General features: G+C 63.3%; 23 protein-coding genes. 13 read left to right on the forward strand and 10 right to left on the reverse strand.

The window, feature by feature from the left end; genetic code table 11:
* Positions 1-11 precede the first annotated feature (11 nt).
* The 7 genes from ACEVBK_RS04815 to ACEVBK_RS04845 are packed head-to-tail and all read right to left on the reverse strand — an operon-like array spanning position 12 to position 5,532.
* Positions 12-920, reverse strand: a complete 909-nt coding sequence (locus ACEVBK_RS04815) for an acetaldehyde dehydrogenase (acetylating) (RefSeq protein ID WP_375057459.1) — start codon at positions 918-920, stop codon at positions 12-14.
* 12 nt (positions 921-932) lie between these two features.
* Complete coding sequence (locus ACEVBK_RS04820) at positions 933-1,994, reverse strand: NADH:ubiquinone reductase (Na(+)-transporting) subunit F (RefSeq protein WP_375057460.1); 1,062 nt, start codon at positions 1,992-1,994, stop codon at positions 933-935.
* A 9-nt stretch (positions 1,995-2,003) separates the two neighbouring features.
* Positions 2,004-2,366 (reverse strand): phenol hydroxylase subunit P4, encoded by a 363-nt coding sequence (locus ACEVBK_RS04825; RefSeq protein WP_375057461.1) that lies wholly within the window; start codon positions 2,364-2,366, stop codon positions 2,004-2,006.
* A gap of 51 nt (positions 2,367-2,417) precedes the next feature.
* A complete protein-coding gene (locus ACEVBK_RS04830; RefSeq protein WP_375057462.1) occupies positions 2,418-3,923 on the reverse strand; it encodes an aromatic/alkene/methane monooxygenase hydroxylase/oxygenase subunit alpha in 1,506 nt (501 codons plus the stop codon).
* A gap of 14 nt (positions 3,924-3,937) precedes the next feature.
* Positions 3,938-4,207 carry an MmoB/DmpM family protein gene (locus ACEVBK_RS04835; protein WP_375057463.1) on the reverse strand — a complete coding sequence of 90 codons (270 nt, stop codon included), beginning with the start codon at positions 4,205-4,207 and terminating at the stop codon, positions 3,938-3,940.
* Between the two features lie 13 nt (positions 4,208-4,220).
* Positions 4,221-5,207 (reverse strand): aromatic/alkene monooxygenase hydroxylase subunit beta, encoded by a 987-nt coding sequence (locus ACEVBK_RS04840; protein WP_375057464.1) that lies wholly within the window; start codon positions 5,205-5,207, stop codon positions 4,221-4,223.
* 25 nt (positions 5,208-5,232) lie between these two features.
* Positions 5,233-5,532 (reverse strand): phenol hydroxylase subunit, encoded by a 300-nt coding sequence (locus ACEVBK_RS04845; protein WP_375057465.1) that lies wholly within the window; start codon positions 5,530-5,532, stop codon positions 5,233-5,235.
* A gap of 339 nt (positions 5,533-5,871) precedes the next feature.
* Between ACEVBK_RS04845 and ACEVBK_RS04850 the strand changes: the two genes are divergently transcribed.
* Entirely contained in the window at positions 5,872-7,575 is a 1,704-nt protein-coding gene (locus tag ACEVBK_RS04850; protein WP_375057467.1) for a sigma 54-interacting transcriptional regulator, read from the forward strand.
* Between the two features lie 195 nt (positions 7,576-7,770).
* On the opposite strand, the gene ACEVBK_RS04855 is transcribed toward ACEVBK_RS04850, so the two are convergent.
* The gene (locus ACEVBK_RS04855) at positions 7,771-8,673 is read right to left on the reverse strand and encodes a transporter (protein ID WP_375057468.1); all 903 of its coding nucleotides are present in this window, start codon (positions 8,671-8,673) and stop codon (positions 7,771-7,773) included.
* A 281-nt stretch (positions 8,674-8,954) separates the two neighbouring features.
* Positions 8,955-10,151, reverse strand: a complete 1,197-nt coding sequence (hmpA, locus tag ACEVBK_RS04860) for an NO-inducible flavohemoprotein (protein ID WP_375057469.1) — start codon at positions 10,149-10,151, stop codon at positions 8,955-8,957.
* Between the two features lie 199 nt (positions 10,152-10,350).
* Here hmpA and ACEVBK_RS04865 point away from each other — a divergent pair, with 199 nt between their 5' ends.
* The gene (locus tag ACEVBK_RS04865; RefSeq protein WP_375057470.1) at positions 10,351-10,941 is read left to right on the forward strand and encodes a DUF4202 domain-containing protein; all 591 of its coding nucleotides are present in this window, start codon (positions 10,351-10,353) and stop codon (positions 10,939-10,941) included.
* A 9-nt stretch (positions 10,942-10,950) separates the two neighbouring features.
* Here the strand turns inward: ACEVBK_RS04865 and ACEVBK_RS04870 are convergent, their stop codons facing one another.
* On the reverse strand, positions 10,951-11,931 hold the full coding sequence (locus ACEVBK_RS04870; RefSeq protein ID WP_375057471.1) for an AraC family transcriptional regulator: 981 nt from the start codon (positions 11,929-11,931) through the stop codon (positions 10,951-10,953).
* A 300-nt stretch (positions 11,932-12,231) separates the two neighbouring features.
* Between ACEVBK_RS04870 and antA the strand changes: the two genes are divergently transcribed.
* The 11 genes from antA to dmpE all read left to right on the forward strand — a co-directional run bounded on the left by antA (position 12,232) and on the right by dmpE (position 21,996).
* Complete coding sequence (gene antA / locus ACEVBK_RS04875; RefSeq protein ID WP_375057472.1) at positions 12,232-13,617, forward strand: anthranilate 1,2-dioxygenase large subunit; 1,386 nt, start codon at positions 12,232-12,234, stop codon at positions 13,615-13,617.
* Between the two features lie 3 nt (positions 13,618-13,620).
* Complete coding sequence (antB, locus tag ACEVBK_RS04880; RefSeq protein WP_375057474.1) at positions 13,621-14,106, forward strand: anthranilate 1,2-dioxygenase small subunit; 486 nt, start codon at positions 13,621-13,623, stop codon at positions 14,104-14,106.
* 16 nt (positions 14,107-14,122) lie between these two features.
* Positions 14,123-15,136, forward strand: coding sequence for an anthranilate 1,2-dioxygenase electron transfer component AntC (gene antC, locus ACEVBK_RS04885; protein WP_375057475.1), 1,014 nt, complete (start codon positions 14,123-14,125; stop codon positions 15,134-15,136).
* A gap of 39 nt (positions 15,137-15,175) precedes the next feature.
* Positions 15,176-16,084, forward strand: coding sequence for an acetaldehyde dehydrogenase (acetylating) (locus ACEVBK_RS04890; RefSeq protein ID WP_375057459.1), 909 nt, complete (start codon positions 15,176-15,178; stop codon positions 16,082-16,084).
* A 13-nt stretch (positions 16,085-16,097) separates the two neighbouring features.
* Positions 16,098-17,126 carry a 4-hydroxy-2-oxovalerate aldolase gene (gene dmpG, locus ACEVBK_RS04895; protein WP_375057458.1) on the forward strand — a complete coding sequence of 343 codons (1,029 nt, stop codon included), beginning with the start codon at positions 16,098-16,100 and terminating at the stop codon, positions 17,124-17,126.
* Positions 17,126-17,917, forward strand: a complete 792-nt coding sequence (gene dmpH / locus ACEVBK_RS04900; protein WP_375057457.1) for a 2-oxo-3-hexenedioate decarboxylase — start codon at positions 17,126-17,128, stop codon at positions 17,915-17,917. Before dmpG ends, dmpH begins: the two co-directional genes overlap by 1 nt.
* A gap of 68 nt (positions 17,918-17,985) precedes the next feature.
* Entirely contained in the window at positions 17,986-18,177 is a 192-nt protein-coding gene (locus ACEVBK_RS04905) for a 2-hydroxymuconate tautomerase (RefSeq protein WP_375057476.1), read from the forward strand.
* 179 nt (positions 18,178-18,356) lie between these two features.
* Positions 18,357-18,692 (forward strand): 2Fe-2S iron-sulfur cluster-binding protein, encoded by a 336-nt coding sequence (locus tag ACEVBK_RS04910; RefSeq protein WP_375057454.1) that lies wholly within the window; start codon positions 18,357-18,359, stop codon positions 18,690-18,692.
* 13 nt (positions 18,693-18,705) lie between these two features.
* On the forward strand, positions 18,706-19,629 hold the full coding sequence (locus ACEVBK_RS04915; RefSeq protein ID WP_375057453.1) for a catechol 2,3-dioxygenase: 924 nt from the start codon (positions 18,706-18,708) through the stop codon (positions 19,627-19,629).
* 111 nt (positions 19,630-19,740) lie between these two features.
* Positions 19,741-21,201 carry a 2-hydroxymuconic semialdehyde dehydrogenase gene (locus tag ACEVBK_RS04920; RefSeq protein ID WP_375057452.1) on the forward strand — a complete coding sequence of 487 codons (1,461 nt, stop codon included), beginning with the start codon at positions 19,741-19,743 and terminating at the stop codon, positions 21,199-21,201.
* 9 nt (positions 21,202-21,210) lie between these two features.
* A complete protein-coding gene (dmpE, locus tag ACEVBK_RS04925; RefSeq protein WP_375057451.1) occupies positions 21,211-21,996 on the forward strand; it encodes a 2-oxopent-4-enoate hydratase in 786 nt (261 codons plus the stop codon).
* Positions 21,997-22,025: the final 29 nt, after the last annotated feature.

The raw sequence follows: 22,025 nt of genomic DNA on the forward strand, positions 1-22,025 counted from the left end.
CGCTTGTCTCCTTAGCCCCGGGCCGGCAGTTGAATGGCGCCGCTGGCCGCTTCTTCGGCGAACAGCTCGGCGGTGCGCAGGGCGGCGGCGGTCATGATGTCCAGGTTGCCGGCATAGGTGGGCAGGAAATCGCCCAGGCCGGCCACTTCCATGAACATCGACACCTTGTTGCCGTCGAACACCGGGCCGTTGACCAGGGTGTAGCCGGGCACGTACTGGCGCACCTGCTCGACCATGTCCAGCACCGAGCGGGTGATGGCGGCCTGGTCCGGCTCGCCGTCCACCAGGCAGTGCACGGTGTCGCGCATCATCAGCGGCGGCTCGGCCGGGTTGATGATGATGATGGCCTTGCCCTGGCGGGCGCCGCCCACCGACTCCACCGCGCCGGCGGTGGTGCGGGTGAACTCGTCGATGTTCTGGCGGGTGCCGGGGCCGACCGAGCGGGAGGCGACGGTGGCGATGATTTCGCCGTAGGCGACCGGCTGCACCCGGGACACGGCGGCGACCATGGGGATGGTGGCCTGGCCGCCGCAGGTGACCATGTTGACGTTCATCTCGAGCGTTTCGGCGTGCTGCTTGAGGTTGACCGGCGGCACGCAGAAGGGGCCGACGGCGGCGGGGGTGAGGTCAATCATGATGACCCCCAGTTCGTTGAGCTTGCGGCTGTTCTCGGCGTGGACATAGGCCGAGGTGGCATCGAAGGCGATGCGGATATCGTCCGCCAGCACGTGGGGCAGCAGGCCGTCGACGCCGGTGTCGCAGGTCTTGATGCCCATCTCGCGGGCGCGCTTGAGGCCCTCGGAGCCGGGGTCGATGCCGACCATCCAGACCGGCTCAATCCAGTCGGAGCGCAGCATCTTCATCAGCAGGTCGGTGCCGATGTTGCCCGGACCTATGATGGCCGCTTTTAACTTCTTCATGGCAGTATGTCCTTATATACGCTTGAACAGGGCGGAACGGGGCTGCTCCTGGGCGCCGTCGGCGGCGGTGAAGAACCGTTCCATATGGATGTCCCGCTCGAACAGCCGGCTTTGCATCAGGGTGGTGATGGCGGCGTCGATCATCGGCGGAGGCCCGCACAGATAGGCCTTGTTGCCGCCGCAGCGCTGCTCGAAATGCTCGGCCACCGCCTCGTGCACGAAGCCGGTGAAGCCCTGCCAGTCGTCCTCCGGCAGCGGGGCGTTGAGCGCCGGTATGTAGTGGAAGTGGTCGTGCTCGGCGGCCAGTCGCTCGAACAGCGCCCGGTTGTAGAGCTCGGCGACGTTGCGCGCGCCCTGGAACAGGTAGAGGGGGCGCTGGTCGCCCTCGGCCAGCAGATCCAGGATCATCGACTGGGGGCTGGACAGGCCGGAGCCGCCGGCGATAAAGATGGCGCCCCCCTCGTCGGACTTGCGCACGAAGAACTGGCCATAGGGGCCGGAGAGGCTCAGCCGGTCGCCCACCTTGAGCTCCTCGTGCAGCCAGGTGGTGGCGGCGCCGCCCTCGACCTTGCGCACATGCAGTTCTATCTCCCGCCTGGCGGCGGGCGGGTTGGCCAGGGAGAAGGCGCGGCTGCCGGTTACCCCGGGCACCTTCAGGTTGATGTACTGGCCGGCCTGGAAAGTCATGTCCCGATCCAGCTCGATGCGGATGCCGCGGATGGTGGGGGAGAGGGCGGTGATCCCGGTGACGGTGCCCTGGTAGTCCTCCACCGGATGGCCGGCGAAGTCGGGATCCACGTCGATGTCGGCCTCGATCACCAGATCGGACTCGGGCTTGCAGCAGCAGGCCAGCACCTTGCCTTCTTCCCGCTCCACGTCCATCAGGGCGAAGGGCGAGGCCTCGCCCACGTCGGCGAAACCGTCGACCACCTGCACCTTGCAGGTGCCGCAGGTGCCGTGGCCGCAGGCGAAGGGCAGCCACACACCCTGACGCAGGGCCGCGTCCAGTATGGTCTGGCCCTCTTCCACCTCGATCACGTCGCCGGTGGGCTCAATGGTGACTTCGTAGCTCATAACGCCTCCTTAAACGCCGGTGCCCTTGTAGCCGTTCAGGCCCGGGGTCTTGAATCGCAGCAGCGACTTGTGATCGAAGCCGAGTTGCTCCAGGGTCTGCTCCCGGGAGGGATGCAGCGGTGCGTCGTTGAGCCGCCACTGCACCTGGCTCCAGTCGATCTGTGCGAAATCCGGGTGCTGGCCGAAGCCTTCCGGCATCACCTTGTCCAGCAGATCGCCGAAGGTCATGGCCGGGGGCAGGGGAAAGGTCTTGGCCGAGCAGAACAGCAGGTGCTCATCCCAGCCGATGTACACCAGGATATTGCCGCCGAAGTTGGCCCGGGCGTCCCTTACTTCACCCTTGTAATCTTGCTTGAGTGCGATAACCGCCATGATAACTGTCTCCTTGTTGGGGGGCCGGGGCCCCCGGTTGCCAGGCCCGGGTCAGGCCACGCCTTTCCACTGTTTCCAACGACGCTCGTCGGGCGAGTCCTTCATGTCCATGTTGTCGGCGCCGACATTCATGCGGTAGTACTCGCTCAGCACCTCTTCCAGGCCCGGACCGCCGCAGTTGCCCTGCAGTATCTGGTGCACCGGCAGCCAGGACTGCACGAACTTCTCGGGCTCGTCGCAGAAGATGTCGTGGCAGCCGTCGGAGCACATGTGGTAGCGCTCGCCTTCGTGCATGGCGGAACGGTAGCTGATCTGGCCCGGATCGCTGTCCATCTCGGTAAAGGTCATGGGCACCTGGCACACCTGGCACAGTTGCGGCAGGCCGTTGCTGTAGAAGCGCTTGCCCTCGGCCTCCATCTGCTTGGCCAGCTCCCAGCGGGGGCGGTAGTACTTGTCGAAGGTGTCCGGGTACTTCTCGCTCAGCCAGTCCAGCTCCTCGTCGGTGGGGATCCAGGTATGGAAACCGGCGGCGTGGCCGAAGTTGTAGAAGACCCACCAGGCCTGGTGGGAGATGTGCTCCTTCTCCTTCTCGATCACTTCGCTGTACTTGGGCATGCGGATGCCGTAGCGGGCCAGATCCTTGAACAGGGCGCCGCCGGCTTCCTCGAAGTACACCTCCCAGGCCTCCTTCCAGGACATCACCTTGTTGGGCAGCATGTAGTCCATCATCATGGCCACGATGGACAGCAAGCGGGTGCCGCGCCAGAACCACTTGTCGATCCACTTCTGCACTATGGGCAGGTTGTCTTCGTGCTGCTCCAGCAGGAATTTGATGATCTCCAGCCCCAGGGTCATGTGACGGGCCTCGTCGGACTGGGCGCTGAAGCCGAAGGTGACTGTGGCCATGTCGCCGTTGTGGGCGGCGCCGGACATAAAGGGCACGAACAGCAGGTTGGTCAGCACGTATTCGAACGAGAAGCTGATCGCCAGCAGGAACTCGAAGGGGCCGGCGGAGCGGGCATCCTCGAAGAAGGACTTGGGCACCGACAGATACCACACCCGGTCGTGCATGTGGGTCCAGTCCTGGAAGCCGTCGAAGAACTTGTTGTAGTGGCTCATGGCGTGGATCTGGGTCTGCACATGGCGCAGCTCGTCAATGGACTGCATCTGGCAGGCGATGCGCGCGCCGATGCCGCCGAACTGGCGCCCCACGTGGGCGTAGCCCTGGTACGCCTGGTATTCCAGCGGGCTGACCCCGGTCAGGAAGATCTTGATGGCGTTGACGTAGCGCGGATCCGAGATGTTGAGCTGGCCATTGTTCTGGGCGAAGGCGTCGAAGATGGCGTACAGCTTCTTCTCCTTCTCGGCCTGGTATTTCCAGTAGGCGTCCATGGTCAGGCGGAAGGGGTCTTCCCACTTCGACCAGTCGGTGATCTTGATGCCTTCGAACTCCTCGAAGGGAAAGGCTTCCTTGCGGTCCTGGTAGGAAAACTCCCAGTCCAGATCCCGGGTCAGCAGACGGTACTTGTCCTTGATGTTCAGTTTTTTTGCAGCCATGAGTCGTTCCTCCCTTAACTGTTCCAGCTCAGCGTGAGCTGGTCGTCGTCTTCATCCACATTGCCGCCCAGGGTGATCAGGTTGAGGTGCAGCTCCTGCACGTCCCAGTCCCGGCCCAGCTTGTCCTCGACGGTGGCCCGCTTGATCACCAGCCGATCCTCGTTTTCGATGCGGATCATCGCCGGCTGATGGTTGATGGTGGCCTCGGGGTTGTCTTCCTCGATGGCCTCGACGATGTAGCGGGACATATCGTTGTCCTGCAGGGCGAGATAAACCTTTGACATGGTCTTGCTTCCTTTACTGGTTGAGGCCGGCTTTGGCGATGCGTTGGTCGAGTTCGACGAGGGCGGCATCCAGGGCGCCTTCGCCCAGCATGTCACCGGCCAGGGGGGCCAGGGCTTCGGCGGCCTTGCTCCGCCAGTTCTGGGCCCATTGCTGCAGCTGCCGGCGGTTGTGCTCGCTTTCGCCGGCGGCGATCTTGAACTGGCTGTCGCTCCAGCGGCCCAGATCCTTGTGGCAGTTCTGCATGAATTCGGTGAGCAGGCCCAGGTCGCGGCCGCCGTTGGCCACCAGCCAGGCGTCGAGCTGGCGGTAGAACAGTTCGTTGAGCAGGGTGTCCAGCACCAGAGCCTGGGCCACGAACAACTCGAACCAGTCCTTGGTGACCAGGGTTTCCTCGCACAGGGCGCGTACCCCCTGCCAGGTCGGATCGCTCATCCAGTGCTCCTTGGCCCGGGCCAGGGCGTCACCGCTGTTGTCGTCCAGCAGCAGGCCGATGCGGGACAGGTACTGGGCCATGCCCAGTCTGTCCATGCCGGCGAACAGCTGGGCCTGGGTGATGGCGGTGCCGTAGCCGTAGTCGGCGCCGTACATATGGTTGAGGTTGGCGGCCTGCTCCACATGGCGCAGGGGCAGCAGGAAGCGGGTGATGGCGGCCTTCAGCTCGTCGCCCAGGTTGGCGGCCAGCTCACGTTTTTCGAAGAAGGCGTAATTGTTCTCGGCGCCTTCCTGCATCCGGGCCCGCTGCTGCACATAGGCGCCGTAATAGAACTGGCGCGGATCCCGGAAGCCATACCAGTCGGCCATTTCGATGGCGGTGCGGCTCTTGTCGTTGAGCTCCTTCTCCGGCTGCCACAGGGGGCGGTAATGGAAGTTGGCCTCGGCCTGCACATCGTAGGTGGCTTCCTGGTAGCGGGTCGCCGGCTTGTCGCCGAAACGGCGGCTGATATTGGCGAAGGTCTGGCGTATCGGCTCCACCGATGCGGTTTTGATTTCCAGTGTCATCTGCTTGCTCCTTGCTGGGGATTGGTTACTGGGCCTGGTCGCGGTTGCGGCTCATCAGGGTTTCTTCGCCGTAGCGCCACTTGTCCAGCTCGGCGTCGATGGCCTCGGTTTGCTCCCGGGTCATAGTCACCACCTGATTGACGGCGCAGAAGGTGTCGAAGGCGTCCCGCGGCAGCACCAGCTCGACGAACAGGCCGGGATCGTTGATGGCGAAGTCAAACTCGACAAAGCGGGCGTCCGGGCGGCTTCGCACACGGATATATTTGGTCAGCTCGCTTGCCGGGGCGGCGATGTCTTGCCCTGGTTGTGTCCGGGTGGCATTCATCCTGAAAGCTCCTGCAGCTTGTTTATGGTATGTAACCTTTTGTTAACCTGTGTCTTGGTAGAGCAACGCCTGTGCCAGACCGGGTTAAATGATGGTGTTTTTATTTATGTATTTGATTTTAAATGGTTTATTTTTGATTCTTCGTTTTTTAATGGCGAGGGCCGGGAACCGGGGACGAGGATGAATTTGAGCATTTGATTAACCTTGTTGTTTGAGTGTTAATTATTTAAGCAATTGATAACAGGAGTGGCGGCCCATACACTAGCCGGCAAGACACAGTGCCGGGCATGCCCCTGAAAAGGAGATGACGGCGGCCATGGACAGGGAGTGAAAGGCCCGATGCGAGATCTTGAAAACCTGAATATCCCCGAAGCCGGTGACCTGATCGCGGGCATTCGTTTCGATGGCGAGCAGGGAAAAATCTGGTTCAACGAGCAGCGCATGCTGCTGATCCATGCCACCGTGATGGGGTTGCTGCGCAAGGAACTGATCGAGACCCTGGGCGTGCAGCGGGCCAAGCGCTTCCTGATGCGCTTCGGCTATCACTCCGGCATGAAGGACGCCGAAATTGCCCGCAAGGTGCGTCCTCATATCGCCCGGGAAGAATGCTTTATGGCCGGTCCCCAGATGCACGGCATCAGGGGGATGGTCAAGGTGGTACCCACCCGGCTGGAGCTGGACATGGATTCGGGCCACTTCCTCGGTGAGTTCGACTGGTTCAACTCCTACGAGGCGGACGTTCACCAGCATGAGTTCGGCCATGCGGATGAACCCATCTGCTGGACCCTGCTCGGTTACGCCAGCGGCTATACCAGCTATTTCATGGGGCAGACCATCATCTACAAGGAACTGCATTGCGTGGCCATGGGCGACGAGCACTGCAGCATCATCGGCAAGCCGGCCCAGGAATGGGAAGACCAGGCCGAAATCGAGAAATTCATGCTGCCGGACCCGGTGGCGGAAGAGTTGTTCGCGCTCAGGAGTGAACTGGTCAAGCTGCGCGACAGCGTGGGTGACGACAGCGAAGACGACTACAGGGTGTTTAATTCCATCGGCCAGTCATCCGCCTTCAGGCAGGTGTGCCGGCTTATCCAGAAGGCCTCGAACAGCCGGGTGACGGTGTTGCTGCAAGGGGAAACCGGGGTCGGCAAGGAGGTGTTCGCTCGCGGCCTGCATGTTGCCAGCGACCGGGCCGACAAGCCCTTCGTGGCGGTGAACTGCGCCTGCATACCGCCGGACTTGATAGAGGCGGAACTGTTCGGGGTGGAGAAGGGGGCCTATACCGGTGCCACCCAGAGCCGGGAAGGCAAGTTTGAGCGGGCCGATGGCGGCACCATCTTCCTGGACGAGGTGGTGGAGTTGTCGCCCCGGGCCCAGGCCAGCCTGCTGCGGGTATTGCAGGAAGGTGAGCTGGAGCGGGTAGGGGATGTGCGTACCCGTCGCATCGATGTGCGGGTGGTCACCGCCACCAACGAGGATCTGCAACAAGCGGTACGGGATGGGCGCTTTCGGGCGGACTTGTTCTATCGGCTGAATATCTTTCCGGTGTACATCCCTGCGCTGCGGGAGCGCAAGGAGGACATACCGCTGCTGGTGCAGCATTTTCTGGAGCGCTACCAGGCCATTTACAACAAGCGTATCCTGGGGGTGACCGACAAGGCTCGCGAAGCCCTGCTGGCGTACGACTGGCCGGGCAATATCCGCGAACTGGAAAACCTGATTGAGCGCGGCATTATCCTCACCGATAACAACAACGAGATAGAAGTATGCAGCTTCTTTCCCGCTTTCAAGGACGACGGTTCGGCGGTGGGCCGGGTACGCCTGGACGGCTCCCTGCGGGAGACGGCCACCGAGGCGGACGATGAGCCGGATGACTGGTGCGGCCAACTGCTGACCGAGGACTTCAGCCTGGAAAACCTGGAGCAGAGCCTGATCCGCCATGCCCTCAAGGCCGCCGACGGCAATGTGTCCAAGGCGGCCCGTATCCTGGGCCTGACCCGGCCGGCGCTGGCCTACCGCATGAAAAAGCTGGAGCAGGAATAAGGGGAGCCGGCGCGGGCCGGCTCCCCAGCGTGATGACAAAGTCCATTCCCTGCTTTTTCCGGATATTTTCCTATATCATCGCTGCTCAACTGCTGTCATCTCCGTATATGGGGAGATCCATGGAATATTACTCTGGACTCCCGCCTTCACGGGAGTGACTACAGAGAACAACGAAGCTTGTCAGCAGCTGGGGGCCTAAAACACCTTGGTCAGGGTCAGGCGGAACAGATCGCCGCTGGGGCCGTTCTCCACCTGGTATTCGTTGAGGTAGGCGGCGTTCAGGCCCAGCATCAGTGACGGCCAGAAATAGCCGGCCTCCACCCCCAGGGCATGCTTCTCCGCCTTGCCGGCCGGCGCGCCCTTGCTGTTTTCCAGCTGCCAGGCATCGTAGCCGACCAGGCCCAGCTCCAGGCCGTTGTCCAATCGCTTGCCTATGCCCCATTCCACCAGCCAGCTGTCACCTGGGGTGATGCCGGTCTCGTCCTGCTTCGACTTGATCTCGTAGCGGGACAGGGCCGAGACCGACCAGCGCCTGTCGGCGTCCGGATAATAGGTGCCGCCCAGGGTCAGCATGGTGCTCTTGTAACCCTTGCCGATGGCGGTGGGCTCGGTGCTGCTGTAGTCGCCGGTATCCAGCCACAGGCCGGCGGCAAACACCGCGTCCCACTGCTGACCGTGCCAGCCCAGCACCACGGGACCGACAAAGATATCACCCACGCCGGATTCCTTGCGGTTGGCAAAGTCGAAGTCGTTGCGCTGCACCGGGATGATGGTTTCGAAGCCGTAATCGGCGCCGAGCAGCTGTTTCTCGGTAATGTGGATCAAGCGGTTGGCCAGGGCGGTCACATTGCCCTTGGCGGAAAGGGTGTTATCGTCGGGCAGCTTGATTTTGTCAAAATCGTAGTGCACCAGGTAACCCCGGTAATAGGTGCCGGCGGGCGGCACCACCGGGCCCTTTAATCCCTCCACTCCGGGCACATAGTGGCCGTTGGCGGCCAGGGCCGGGCCGGACAGGGCGGCCAGGGCCAGGGTGGCCGCCGCCAGCTCGCCAATATGCTTTCGCTCTTTTCCCAACACTGTGGCGTGTGCAAGTGTCATAACTTCTCCTTGTTGTTGAATGGGCGGCCGAGTCGGTTCAGGTGATACCGTCAACGCGGCTCCGCTCTGTTGGCTTCCAACGGTGACGGAAGGTGCCGTTAACCTTTTATCAACAACTGTGCCACCATGACTCGGTGATTAATGGGCTGTTTTATATGGGTTTTTAGGAAGAAGTCGGAAAAGGGGAGCGGAAAAACTTGGTGAAATGATGAAGTGGCGAGCGAAGGATTGATGAAATGATAAAGCCGCCATGCCACGGGGAGTGGCATGGCGGCGGGCCCTCAGAGCTGCTGGTGCGGGCCGAACATCTCGTAGTGCAGGCGCTCGTCGGCGATGCCCCAGCCGGCCAGGGTTTCCTTGACCATGGCCATAAAGGGCAGGGGACCGCAGAAGTAGTAATGGGCGTCGTCAAGGTGAATGCTGTCCTTCACTGCCTGCAGGTCCATCAGGCCGAGTGCATCAAAATCTTCCGCCGGAAGATCGGTGGCAGCCGGGGCGCGGTACCAGACGTGGGTGTCGAGGTTGGCGTGGGCCTGGCGGCGCGCCCGGGTATCCTTCCCAAAGGCGTGTTGAGTGCCGTTCTCGCAGGCGTGCAGCCAGTGGATGGGGGCCGGGTGGCCTTGCCTAAGCAACTGATCCAGCATGGCGCGCATCGGGGTCTGGCCCACGCCGCCGGAGATCAGCACCACCGGGGTGTCCGCGGCCACGTCCATAAAGAAGTCTCCCGCCGGCGGCAGTACCCGTAGGGTATCTCCTACCTGAATACGGTCGTGCAGGAAGTTGGAGGCGGTGCCACCGGGCTCGCGCTTGACCGCGATGCGGTAATCCCGGCCGTTGGGGGCCTGGCACAGGGAATACTGGCGGTATTCCTTGTGGACAAGCTCGGGTGCATCCAGATGCAGGCTGAGGTACTGGCCGGGCCGGTAGTCGGCCACCGGACCGCCGTCGGCCGGGGCCAGCAGGAAGCTGGTGATTTGCTCGCTTTCCGCCTGCTTTTCCTTCACCACAAAGGCACGGGTGCCGCGCCAGCCGCCGGTTTTGCTCTCGTTGGCCCGGTAGAGCTGCTCTTCCCGGCCGATGAAGATGCCGGCCAGGACGCCGTAGGCCTGGGCCCAGGCGTCGATCACCTCGGGGGTGGCCGCGTCCGGGGCCAGCTCCCGAATGGTTTCCAGCAGGTGGTGGCCGACGATATCGTACTGGGCCGGCTGGATGGCGAAGCCGGTGTGCTTGTGGGCGATGCGCTCCACCGCCGCACCCAGCACCGCCGGGTTGTCGATATTTTTGGCATAGGCCAGCACGGCGGAAAACAGGGCCGCCGGCTGGCGGCCGGACGCCTGGTGGCTCAGGTTGAACACGTCCTTCAGCTCCGGATTGTCGCGGAACATGCGCCGGTAGAAGTGCTCGGTCAGGGCGGTGTTGGCCGACTCCAGCAGGGGAATGGTGCTCTTGATGATGTCGATAGTGCGGGCGTCCAGCATCTTGCTTCTCCGTTTTAATAGATATGTGAAGTGCAACTTTCGGCGCATCTTATAGGTATATTTGATATGCATCAATAAAGCTGTGCGGCCTTTATGTATGGTCCGGCCAGTGGTGGAGCAGAGAAAACGGCATTTGTCCTTTGCAATTGCGGGCTTAACGACAACAATACTGTTATTTGCCAACGATAAGGACGCCCCCATGACTCAAGACTCCCGCCTTCAGCAGGTGCTGAACGCCATCGACGCGGAAAACCGCCAGGACCCCCACCAGGAGCAGGCCGACGGCCAGAGCTGGCCCAAGGAATACCTGTACAGCCTGCGCATGAGCGAGCAGTTGGCCCGCTTCGCCCCCGAGGCGTCCGAACTGCTGCAGATCGCCGCCCGGGCCCAGCACATTCGGCGCTGGACGGTGCCCAGGGCCGACTACCCCATGGACCGGGCCGGCTACAAGCACTGGCGCACCGATCTGGCGAAATTTCACGGGGAACTGACCGCCAAACTGATGGAAAATGCCGGCTACGGCGAAGAGGAACAGGAGCGGGTGAAGGCGCTGCTGCTGAAGAAGCAGCTCAAGCGCGACGACGAGGTGCAAACCCTGGAAGACGTGATCTGCCTGGTGTTCATCCACTATTATCTGGAAGACTTCGCCACCAAGCACGAAGAGGAAAAACTCATCGACATCATCCGCAAGACCTGGGGCAAGATGTCGGAAGCGGGCCACGCCGCGGCCCTCAAGGTGCCGCTCAGCCCGCCGGTGCAAAGCCTGGTGGGCAAGGCCCTGGCGGCCTGAGCCGCGCGCTCAGCGCCTGGCCTTGCCGAAGGTGGCCGAGGGCAGCTCGCCAAAGCGCTGCTGGTAGTCCTTGGCGAAGCGGCCCAACTGGGTGAAGCCGCAGTCCATGGCGATGCTGGAGACGCTTTCCCCGGCATCGGCCTGCCGCAGGCGCCGGTGGACTTCCTCGTAGCGCAGGTTGCGAAAGTGCGCCACCGGCGAGCAGCCGTAGAACCGATGAAAGTCCTTGTACAGCCGTTCGCGCCCAATGCCCACCAGTTGTTCGAAATCCGACAAATTCAGCGATTTATCCAGATTTTCCTGCATCATGGCTTCCAGTTCATGGAGATAGGCGGGACGATTGAGCTGCCGGTCTTCCAGCTCCCGGGAATAGTTGTGGGGCTGGGCATAGAGCAGGCCGGTGATCAGGCTGTCCTGGAAGGACGCCCAGACGTGGGGAAAGTCGAACAGGCTGCTCTGGTTTTGCAGCATGCCCTGCAGGGTGGCGACCGTGTTCCACCAGTCCCCCATGCCTTCGGTCAGCCGGATCCCCGGCTGGAAGATCACCGCTTTGCTGATCTCCCTGTGCAGCAGTGACGCCAGCTTCTGCTCTACCGCGGTGCGGGAGATGCGTACCAGCTGTTTACGGCAGTCGGCGGCCAGCATCAGGCTGACCGGATGGCCCGGGGAGACGATCAAACCCAACTCAGGGTTGGACTCAATCATGTCTTTTTTGTGTTCGATATACTGGCTGCCGACCAGCGGCAGGCTGATGCTGTAGCTGTGCAGCAGATCCTGGGTTTTGACATGGGCGGCGGTGGAGTATTCGATTATGCCGAAGGATAGCTGGCCCAGCACGGCACCCTGGTGGCGAAACAGCAGTTCGTTGGGTTTTAGAATTTCCAGGTCGTGGGGACCGCAGACGCTCCTCATCCAGTCGCGGGCCGAGCTGATGCTGTTCAGCTCGGCGGCCAGAAATTGTCGCTGTACCCTGTGGTGGTACTGGCTCATGGTATTCCCTCTCGGACAGTGCTTCCAGCCTCATCGTCACCAGCATCCGGCCGTGACGAGTTAATCATTTTTTATTTTTTAACATCTGTTTTACGCGGCATCTTGTGCCCTTTCCCCCCGGCTGTCAACCAAGGGCGGTCACGGGGCGCCGCCTGACACCGGCATCCTGAAGTTTCACGCCCCTTAACATTTTTGACCCATAAAAACTGCATACCGTTAACCCGGAAACTGAATATTTTCCCTTTCTCCAAGGCGCTAGATTGGCAGTCATGGCAATCAGGTTCAAAAGGAGAGGACCCCATGACCACCCAAAGAAGCTTGACCCAATGGCAAGAATTTATCGAGAGCAGCCTGGATTTTCGTCCCGATGATGGGGTGTTCCGCATCGCCCGGGACATCTTTACCGACAAGGCACTGTTCGACCTCGAAATGGAGCTGATTTTCGAGAAGCAATGGATCTTTGCCTGTCACGAAAGCCAGATCCCCAATCCCAACGATTTCATCACCATGCAGGCCGGCCGCCAGCCGATGATCATCACCCGCGACGGCCAGGGTGAACTCCACGCCCTGGCCAATACCTGTCAGCACCGGGGCGCGACCCTGACCCGGGTGTGCAAGGGCAACCAGTCCACCTTTACCTGCCCCTTCCATGCCTGGTGCTACAAGTCCGACGGCCGGCTGGTGAAGGTAAAGGCGCCGGGCGAATATCCCGCCGACTTCGACAAGTCCAGCCGTGGCCTGCGTCAGGCGCGCATCGCCAGCTACAAGGGCTTCGTCTTTATCAGCCTGGATCTGGAGTCCGATCTGAGCCTGGAAGACTTTCTTGGCGACACCCGGTTGTTCTTCGACATGATGGTGGAGCAGTCCGCCACCGGTGAACTGGAAGTGCTGCCCGGCCAGTCCACCTATACCTTCAACGGCAACTGGAAGCTGCAGAACGAAAACGGCCTGGACGGCTACCATGTCAGCACCGTGCATTACAACTACGTCAGCACCGTGCAGCACCGCCGCGAGCTGGAAGCCCAGAAACAGGGCGCCAGCGGCGATACCCTGGACTACAGCAAGCTGGGTGCAGGCGACAAGGACACCGACGACGGCTGGTTTTCCTTCCGCCATGGCCACAGCCTGCTGTTCAGCGACATGCCCAATCCCCAGGTTCGCCCCGGTTACCAGGCGGTAATGCCGCGCCTGCTGGAGCAACTGCCGGAAGAGCGCGCCAGGTGGACCATGCACCGGCTGCGCAACCTGAACATCTACCCCAGTCTGTTCTTCATGGATCAGATCAGCTCCCAGCTGCGCATCATCCGCCCGGTGGCCTGGAACAAGACCGAGGTGATCAGCCTCTGCCTGGGCGTGAAGGGCGAGTCGGACGCAGATCGGGAAAACCGCATCCGCCAGTTCGAGGATTTCTTCAACGTGTCCGGTATGGGCACCCCCGACGACCTGGTGGAATTCAAGGAATCCCAGCGTGGTTTCGAGGCCCGACTCTCTCCCTGGAGCGATATTTCCCGGGGTTACGAGACCTGGCAATACGGTGAGACCCCCAACAGCAAGGTACTGGGCATTCAGCCGGCGATCACCGGGGTCGAGTTCACCCATGAAGGGCTCTATGTGAACCAGCACGGTGCCTGGCAGCAGATGATGCGGGAAGGACTGAAGAAGAAGGTAAGTCAGGAGGAGGTGTAAACCATGGAACATCAACAGTCACTCGAGCAGTTTTTTTACCGGGTTGCCGAGTTCTGCGACAACCAGGACTGGGACAACTACCTGGAGCAGTTCGCTCCCGAATGTGAATTTCATATTCCTCAGTGGGACAGCGAGCACAGCTACACCCAGGATCCCAAGCGGGAAATGTCGCTGATGTATTACCCCAACCGGGGGGGGATCGAAGACCGGGTGTTCCGCATCCGCACCGGCAAGTCGGCGGCCTGTACCCCCATGCCGCGTACCCTGCATCTGGTCAACAACCTGCGTTACCGGCAGGACGGAGACGGCCTGTTCCTGGTGAAGGTGAACTGGGTCACCCATTACTACCGTTTCGGTGAGAGCCACCACTTCTTCGGCACCGCCCATTACCGGCTGCGCCAGGAAGGGGACGACTGGAAGATCACCTACAAGCAGTCCATCTTGCTGAACGACAAGATTGATTCGGTGCTGGATTTTTACCACGTCTAACTGGGCCGAGGTTGTTATGTCTTATTCTGCCGCCATCGTATTCCGTGATGGAAACACTCGCTTTATCGAAGTGAAGCAAAACGAACTGCTGATGGACGCCGCCCTGCGCCAGGGCGTCAACCTGCCGGTCGACTGCCGGGAAGGGGTCTGCGCCACCTGCCGCGGACGCTGTGAATCCGGCGAGGTTGAACTGGAGTATGTGGATGACGAAGCCCTGAGTGAAAAGGAACTCGCGGCTGGCCATATCCTGGCCTGCCAGACCCGGCTGACCTCTTCCGGTTCCTTCTACTTCGATGTGGACTCGACCCTGTGCAGTGTGTCGACCGAGCTGTTCGAGGGCACCGTCAGTGCCTTCAAGCAGGTATCGGACGCCGCCGCCCTTATCGAGATCAAGCTGGAAGGCGAGGGCGGCCGCCTCAAGTACCTGCCCGGCCAGTATGCGCGGGTCCAGGTGCCGGGCACGGACGAGTGGCGGGCATACTCTTTTGCCAACCACTCGACGGAAGAAGGCTTTGTTCGATTCCTGATCCGGCTGCTGCCGAGCGGGGTGATGAGCGACTACCTGCGCCAGCGTTGCCGGGTGGGCGACGCCATCCGCTTCGAGGCCCCCATGGGCTCTTTCTACCTGCGGGAAGTGGAGCGGCCCCTGCTGATGGTGGCCGGTGGCACCGGCCTGTCTGCCTTCCTCAGTATGCTGGAGCGGCTGGTGGCCAGGGGCGATTGCCCGCACGCCATTCGCCTGTGCTACGGCGTGACCCAGGATCAGGATCTGAGCGAGCTGGAGCGGCTGGACTCCTTCAAGGAGCAACTGGCCGACTTCGATTACGAGGTCATCGTGATGAAGCCCTCCGAGCACTGGCAGGGCAAGCGCGGCGTGGTGTGCGATCTGTTCGACCAGGACTTTTTGCAGCAGCCCTTCGATGCCTACCTGTGCGGCCCGCCGCCGATGATTGACGCCACCCAGACCTGGCTGGAAGCCAGCCCCGTGGCCGAACACCGGCTCTATTTCGAAAAATTCGTGTCCAGCTGATCCGGCTCGACGGTCACCACGTATTCTGGAGATGTATCAATGAAAAAACTCAAGGCGGCCATCATAGGCCCGGGCAACATCGGCACCGACCTGCTGATGAAGATGCTGCGCTCCGACTGGATTGAGCCGGTCTGGATGGTCGGCATCGACCCCGGCTCCGAGGGCCTCAAGCGCGCCCGCGAGATGGGCATCAAGACCTGCGACACCGGCGTCGACGGCCTGCTGCCCCACGTGCTGGCGGACGATATCCGCATCGCCTTCGATGCCACCTCGGCCTATGTCCACGCCGAGAACAGCCGCAAGCTCAACGAACTGGGGGTCATCATGATTGACCTCACCCCCGCCGCCGTCGGCCCCTTCTGCGTGCCGCCGGTCAACCTCAAGCAGCACGCCGAAACGCTCGAGATGAACGTCAACATGGTCACCTGCGGCGGCCAGGCCACCATCCCCATGGTCGCCGCCGTGTCCCGGGTGCAGCCGGTCGCCTACGGCGAAATCATCGCCACCGTCGCCTCCCGCTCGGTCGGCCCCGGCACCCGCCAGAACATCGACGAGTTCACCCGCACCACCGCCGGCGCGGTGGAGTCGGTGGGCGGCGCCCGCCAGGGCAAGGCCATCATCATCATCAACCCGGCCGAGCCGCCGCTGATGATGCGCGACACCGTGCACTGCCTGGTGGACGGCGAGCCGGACCAGGCCGCCATCACCCGCTCGGTGCTGGACATGGTCGAGCAGGTGCGCCAGTACGTGCCCGGCTACACCCTGGTCAACGGCCCGGTGTTCGACGGCAACAAGGTGTCGATGTTCATGGAAGTGGCCGGCCTGGGCGATTTCCTGCCCACCTATGCCGGCAACCTGGACATCATGACCGCCGCCGCCCTGCGCACCGCCGAGCTGTTCGCCGAAGAAGCGGCCAGCGGCGCCATTCAACTGCCGGCCCGGGGCTAAGGAGACAAGCGAGATGAACCTGAACAACAAGAAGGTCGTGCTGCACGACATGAGCCTGCGCGACGGCATGCACGCCAAGCGTCACCAGATTTCCCTCGAGCAGATGGTGGCCATCGCCACCGGCCTGGACCAGGCCGGCATGCCGCTGATTGAAGTGACCCACGGCGACGGCCTGGGCGGCGCCTCGGTCAACTACGGCTTCCCCGCCCATGCCGACGAGGACTACCTCAAGGCGGTGGTGCCGCAGATGAAGCAGGCCAGGGTGTCGGCGCTGCTGCTGCCCGGCATCGGCACCGTCGACCACCTGCGCATGGCCCGGGACCTCGGCGTGAGCACCATCCGGGTGGCCACCCACTGCACCGAGGCGGACGTGTCCCAGCAACACATCGGCCTGGCCGCCAAGCTGGGCATGGACACCGTCGGCTTCCTGATGATGGCGCACATGGCCAGCCCGGAGAACATCCTGGAGCAGGCCCGGCTGATGGTCGACTACGGTGCCAACTGCATCTACGTCACCGACTCCGCCGGCTACATGCTGCCCGATGACGTGACCGCCCGCCTGGGGCTGCTGCGCGCCGAGCTGCCGGCGGCGGTGGAGTTGGGTTTCCACGGCCACCACAACATGGGCATGGCGGTGGCCAACTCCCTGGCGGCTCTCGAGGCCGGTGCCGTGCGCATCGACGGCTCGGTGGCGGGCCTGGGCGCCGGCGCCGGCAACACCCCGCTGGAAGTGCTGTGCGCGGTGCTCGACCGGCTGGGCGCCGACACCGGCATCGACCTGTACCGGATTATGGACGTGGCCGAAGACTTGGTGGTGCCGATGATGGACCAGCCCATCCGCGTCGACCGGGATGCGCTGACCCTGGGCTACGCCGGGGTGTACTCCTCCTTCCTGCTGTTTGCGAAGCAGGCCGAGGCCAAGTACGGCGTCTCCGCCCGCGACATCCTGGTGGAGCTGGGTCGTCGCGGTACCGTCGGCGGCCAGGAAGACATGATTGAAGATCTGGCCCTGACCCTGGCCAAACAACAAGGACTGAAGTGATGAGCAAGCTGACCCAAGCACAGATTGAACACCTGGCCGAGCACCTGGAAACCGCCGAGCTCGAGGCCTATGAGGTGACCAAAATCACCGACGACTACCCCGAGATGAGCTACCAGGATGCGTTCGACATCCAGTGGGAAATCCGCCGCCGCAAGGAAGCCAGGGGCACCAAGATAGTGGGCATGAAGATGGGCCTGACCTCCTGGGCCAAGATGGCGCAGATGGGGGTGGAGCATCCCTGCTACGGCTTCCTGGCCGACTACTTCAGCGTGCCGGACGGTGGCGACATCAAGTTCGATGAGCTTATCCACCCCAAGATTGAAGCCGAGCTGGCGTTCGTCACCAAGCAGGAGCTGAAGGGCCCGGGTTGCCACATCGGCGACGTGCTGCGCGCCACCGACTTCGTGCTGCCGGCGGTGGAAGTCATCGACTCCCGCTACCAGGACTTCAAGTTCGACCTGAAGAGCGTGATTGCCGACAACTCCAGCTCCAGCCGTTTTATCACCGGCGGGCGCATGGCCGAGGCGAGCGAGCTGGACCTGAAGACCCTGGGCGTGGTGATGGAAGTCAACGGCGAAGTGGTGCAGACCGGCGCGGGCGCGGCGGTGCTGGGCCACCCGGCGGCCTCGGTGGCGATGCTGGCCAACATGCTGGCCGAGCGCGGCGAGGTCATTCCGGCGGGCAGCTTCATCATGATTGGCGCCATCACCGCGGCGGTGCCGGTGCAGAAGGGCGACAGCTTTGTGGTGCACTACCAGGGGCTGGGCAGCCTCAGCGGGCGGGTGGTGTAACCGCCGCCGCGACCGCCTGACAGCGCGATAACGTGACAAACAACAGAGCCACATAAGGAGACGCCGCCATGCCGATAGTACAGGTGAACATGATGGAAGGGCGCAGCGACGCCCAGAAGGAAGCGGTTATCGAGGAAGTGACCGCCGCCCTGGTACGGGCGCTGGATGCGCCGCGGGAGTCGGTGCGGGTGCTGATTAACGAGCTGCCCAAGCAGCACTTCGGTATCGGCGGCCAGTCGGCCAAGGCGCTGGGCCGTTAGCCGCGATTGTCACCCCACTTATGGGGAGGGGATGGCGGGCTCAGCTAAGCCGACCGTTGGCGCCAGGGATGGCGCCGTCGAGCCCCCAGGGAGGGGTTTACGGCGAGTCGGCGTGCTGAACCCGCCAGCCCCGGACACTGACTACGAGCCCGATAGCAAGCAATTCACAGGAGGCCAGGATGCGCCACTACACCATCACCCTGCACCACCCGGACAAGCCCTGCGAGCAGTTCCGGGTCACCCCCGGGCAAAGCCTGCTCGCCGGGGCCGAAACCGGGCTCCAGCGGCCGGTGCCGGTGGGCTGCCGCGGCGGTGGCTGCGGCCTGTGCCGGGTGCGCATCCTGCAGGGCCCCTACCAACGGCAATGCATGAGTCGCCGCTACGTCGGCCCCGGGCAGGCCGAGCAGGGTTATGCCCTGGCCTGCAAGGTGCTGCCCGAGGGCGACCTGGATATCGAGCTGGCCACCCCCTGCCCGGACACCCCGGCGGCCCGGTTTTGCAATGGACATGGATAAAGGAGTAAGGACGATGAAAAAAGGTGTAATCCGCCCCGGCCACGTGCAACTGCGCGTGATGAACATGAATGACGCCCTGGCCCACTACCGGGACCTGCTCGGCCTGATTGAAACCGACCGGGACGACCAGGGCCGGGTCTACCTCAAGGGCTGGACCGAAGTGGACCAGTTCTCGGTGGTGCTGCGCGAGGCCGACGAGCCCGGCATGGACTTGATGGCGTTCAAGGTGCTGGACGAGGCCACCCTCGACACACTGCACCAGGACCTGCTCGCCTACGGCGTGGCGGTGGAGGAAATCCCGGCCGGCGAGCTCAAGGGCTGCGGCCGCCGGCTGCGCTTCGTCGCCCCCACCGGCCACCACTTCGAGCTGTTCGCCAGCAAGGCCCAGCCCGGCCGCTACGGCATCGGCAACCACAACCCGGAAGCCTGGCCGCGCGACCTCCAGGGCATGAAAGCCCAGCGCTTCGACCACTGCCTGCTGTACGGCGACGACCTGGACGGCACCTATAAGCTGTTCCACGAGGTGCTCGGCTTCGACCTGTGCGAGCAGGTGCTGACCCCGGACGGCGAACGGGTGGCCCAGTTCCTCACCGTGTCGATGAAATCCCACGACGTGGCCTTTATCAAGCACGCGGAGAAGAACAAGTTCCACCATGCCTCCTTCTTCCTGGAAACCTGGGAAGACGTGCTGCGCGCCGGCGACCTGATTTCGATGACCAACACCGCCATCGACATCGGCCCGACCCGCCACGGCATCACCCACGGCCAGACCATCTACTTCTTCGACCCCTCGGGCAACCGCAACGAGGTGTTCTGCGGCGGCGACGCCTTCTACCCGGACCACCCGCCCATCACCTGGGACGCGGACAAGCTGGGCAAGGCCATCTTCTACCACGACCGCCAGCTGAACGAACGCTTCCTGACCGTGCTGACCTGAGCCGGAAGCAGGAAGTAAACAGCGAGCAGCGCACCGCAACATACTGTCACTCCCGCGCAGGCGGGAGTCCAGGCCCCGGGCGCCGGGGCAACCCATGACGAGAGCAACACCATGAACGAATTCAAGCACTTTATCAACGGCGAGTACGTCGCCTCCCGCAGCGGCAAGACCTTCGACAACCGCTGCCCGGTGGACAACAGCCTTATCGGCCGGGTGCACGAGGCCGGGCGCGACGAGGTCGACGCCGCGGTCAAGGCCGCCAAGGCCGCGCTGAAGGGCCCCTGGGGCCAACTCACCCAGGCCCAGCGCACCGCCCTGCTGCACAAGGTCGCCGACCGCATCAACGAACGCTTCGACGAATTCCTCGCGGCCGAGTGCCGCGACACCGGCAAGCCCTACCGCATCGCCAGCCACATCGACATCCCGCGCGGCGCCGCCAACTTCACCGCCTTCGCCGAGACCCTGGCCAACCACCCCACCGAGGGCTTCCGCCTGGACACCCCGGACGGTTTGGGCGCGCTCAACGTCGGCCACCGCAGCCCCAAGGGGGTCATCGCCGTTATCTCCCCCTGGAACCTGCCGCTGCTGCTGATGACCTGGAAGGTGGGCCCGGCCCTGGCCTGCGGCAACACCGTGGTGGTTAAGCCCTCGGAAGAAACCCCCGCCACCACCACCCTGCTGGGGGAGGTGATGAACGAGTGCGGGGTGCCGCCCGGGGTGTTCAACGTGGTGCACGGCTTCGGCCCCGACTCCGCCGGTGAATTCCTCACCAGCCACCCGCTGGTGGACGCCATCACCTTCACCGGCGAGACCCGCACCGGCGAGGCCATCATGAAGGCCGCCGCCGTGGGCCTGCGCAATATCTCGCTGGAGTGCGGCGGCAAGAACCCCGGCATCGTGTTCGCCGACTGCGACCTGGAGAAGGCGGTGGAGGGCACCATGCGCTCGGCCTTCGTCAACGGCGGCCAGGTGTGCCTGGGCACCGAGCGGGTGTACGTGGAGCGGCCCGTGTTCGACGCCTTCCTGGCGCGGATGAAGGAAGAGGTGGCCAAGCTGAAACTGGGCCGGCCGCAAGACCCGCAGGCCAACTTCGGCCCGCTGGTGAGCCAGGAGCACCGGGACAAGGTGCTGTCCTACTACCGGCTGGCGGTGGAAGAAGGCGCCACCGTGGAAATCGGCGGCGGCATCCCGGACATGGGGCCCGAGCTGAACGACGGTGCCTGGGTCGAGCCGACCATCTGGACCGGCCTGAGCGACGACGCCCGGGTCATTCGCGAGGAAATCTTCGGGCCCTGCTGCCACATCCGGCCGTTCGACAGCGAAGAGGAAGTCATCGCCCTGGCCAACGACACCGACTATGGCCTGGCGGCGGCCATCTGGACCGAGAGCAGCAGCCGGGCGCTGCGGGTGGCGGAGCAGATGGAAGCGGGCATCGTGTGGGTGAACAGCTGGTTCCTGCGTGACCTGCGCACCGCCTTCGGCGGCGCCAAGCAGTCCGGCATCGGCCGGGAGGGCGGGGTGCACGGCCTGGAGTTCTACACCGAGCTGAAGAACATCTGCATCAAGTTGTAAGGGGGACGTATGAACCAGCAACAGATTATCCAGTACGGCGACGAGCTCTACCGGGCCCTGCGCCAGCGCGAGACCCTGGCGCCACTCACCGGCCGCGCCGCCGACATCAGCATCGACGATGCCTATCACATCTCGCTGCACCTGCTCGACCGCCGCCTGGCCGACGGCGAGCGGGTCATCGGCAAGAAAATCGGGCTCACCTCCCGGGCGGTGCAGACCATGCTCAAGGTGGACCAGCCGGACTTCGGCTTCCTCACCGACGCCATGGTGTACAGCCAGGGTCAGGACGTGCCCATCAGCGAGCAGCTTATCCAGCCGCGGGCCGAGGGCGAAATCGCCTTTATCCTCAAGCGCGACCTGATGGGACCGGGGGTCACCGCCGCCGACGTGCTGGCCGCCACCGAGTGCCTGCTGCCCTGCTTCGAGGTGGTGGACTCGCGCATCGAAAACTGGCAGATAAAAATCCAGGACACCATTGCCGACAACGCCTCTTGCGGGGTGTTCGTGCTGGGCGACACCGCGGTGAGCCCGCGCAAGCTCGACCTGGCCAGCTGCGGCATGGTGGTGGAAAAGAACGGTGCTATCATCAGCACCGGTGCCGGGGCGGCGGCCCTGGGCAGCCCGGTGAACTGCGTGGCCTGGTTGGCCAACACCTTAGGGAAGCGCGGCATCGGGCTGAAGGCGGGGGAGGTTATCCTGTCGGGTGCGCTGGTACCGCTGGAGCCGGTGCAGGCGGGGGACCATATGACGGTGTCCGTCGGCGGCATCGGCAGCGCCTCGGTGCGCTTTAGCTGAGTTCCTCGTGGGGGCCGGCAGGCCCGGCC

Origin of the sequence: Zobellella sp. DQSA1 (assembly GCF_041950555.1) — a bacterium.
Taxonomy (GTDB): Bacteria; Pseudomonadota; Gammaproteobacteria; order Enterobacterales; family Aeromonadaceae; genus Oceanimonas.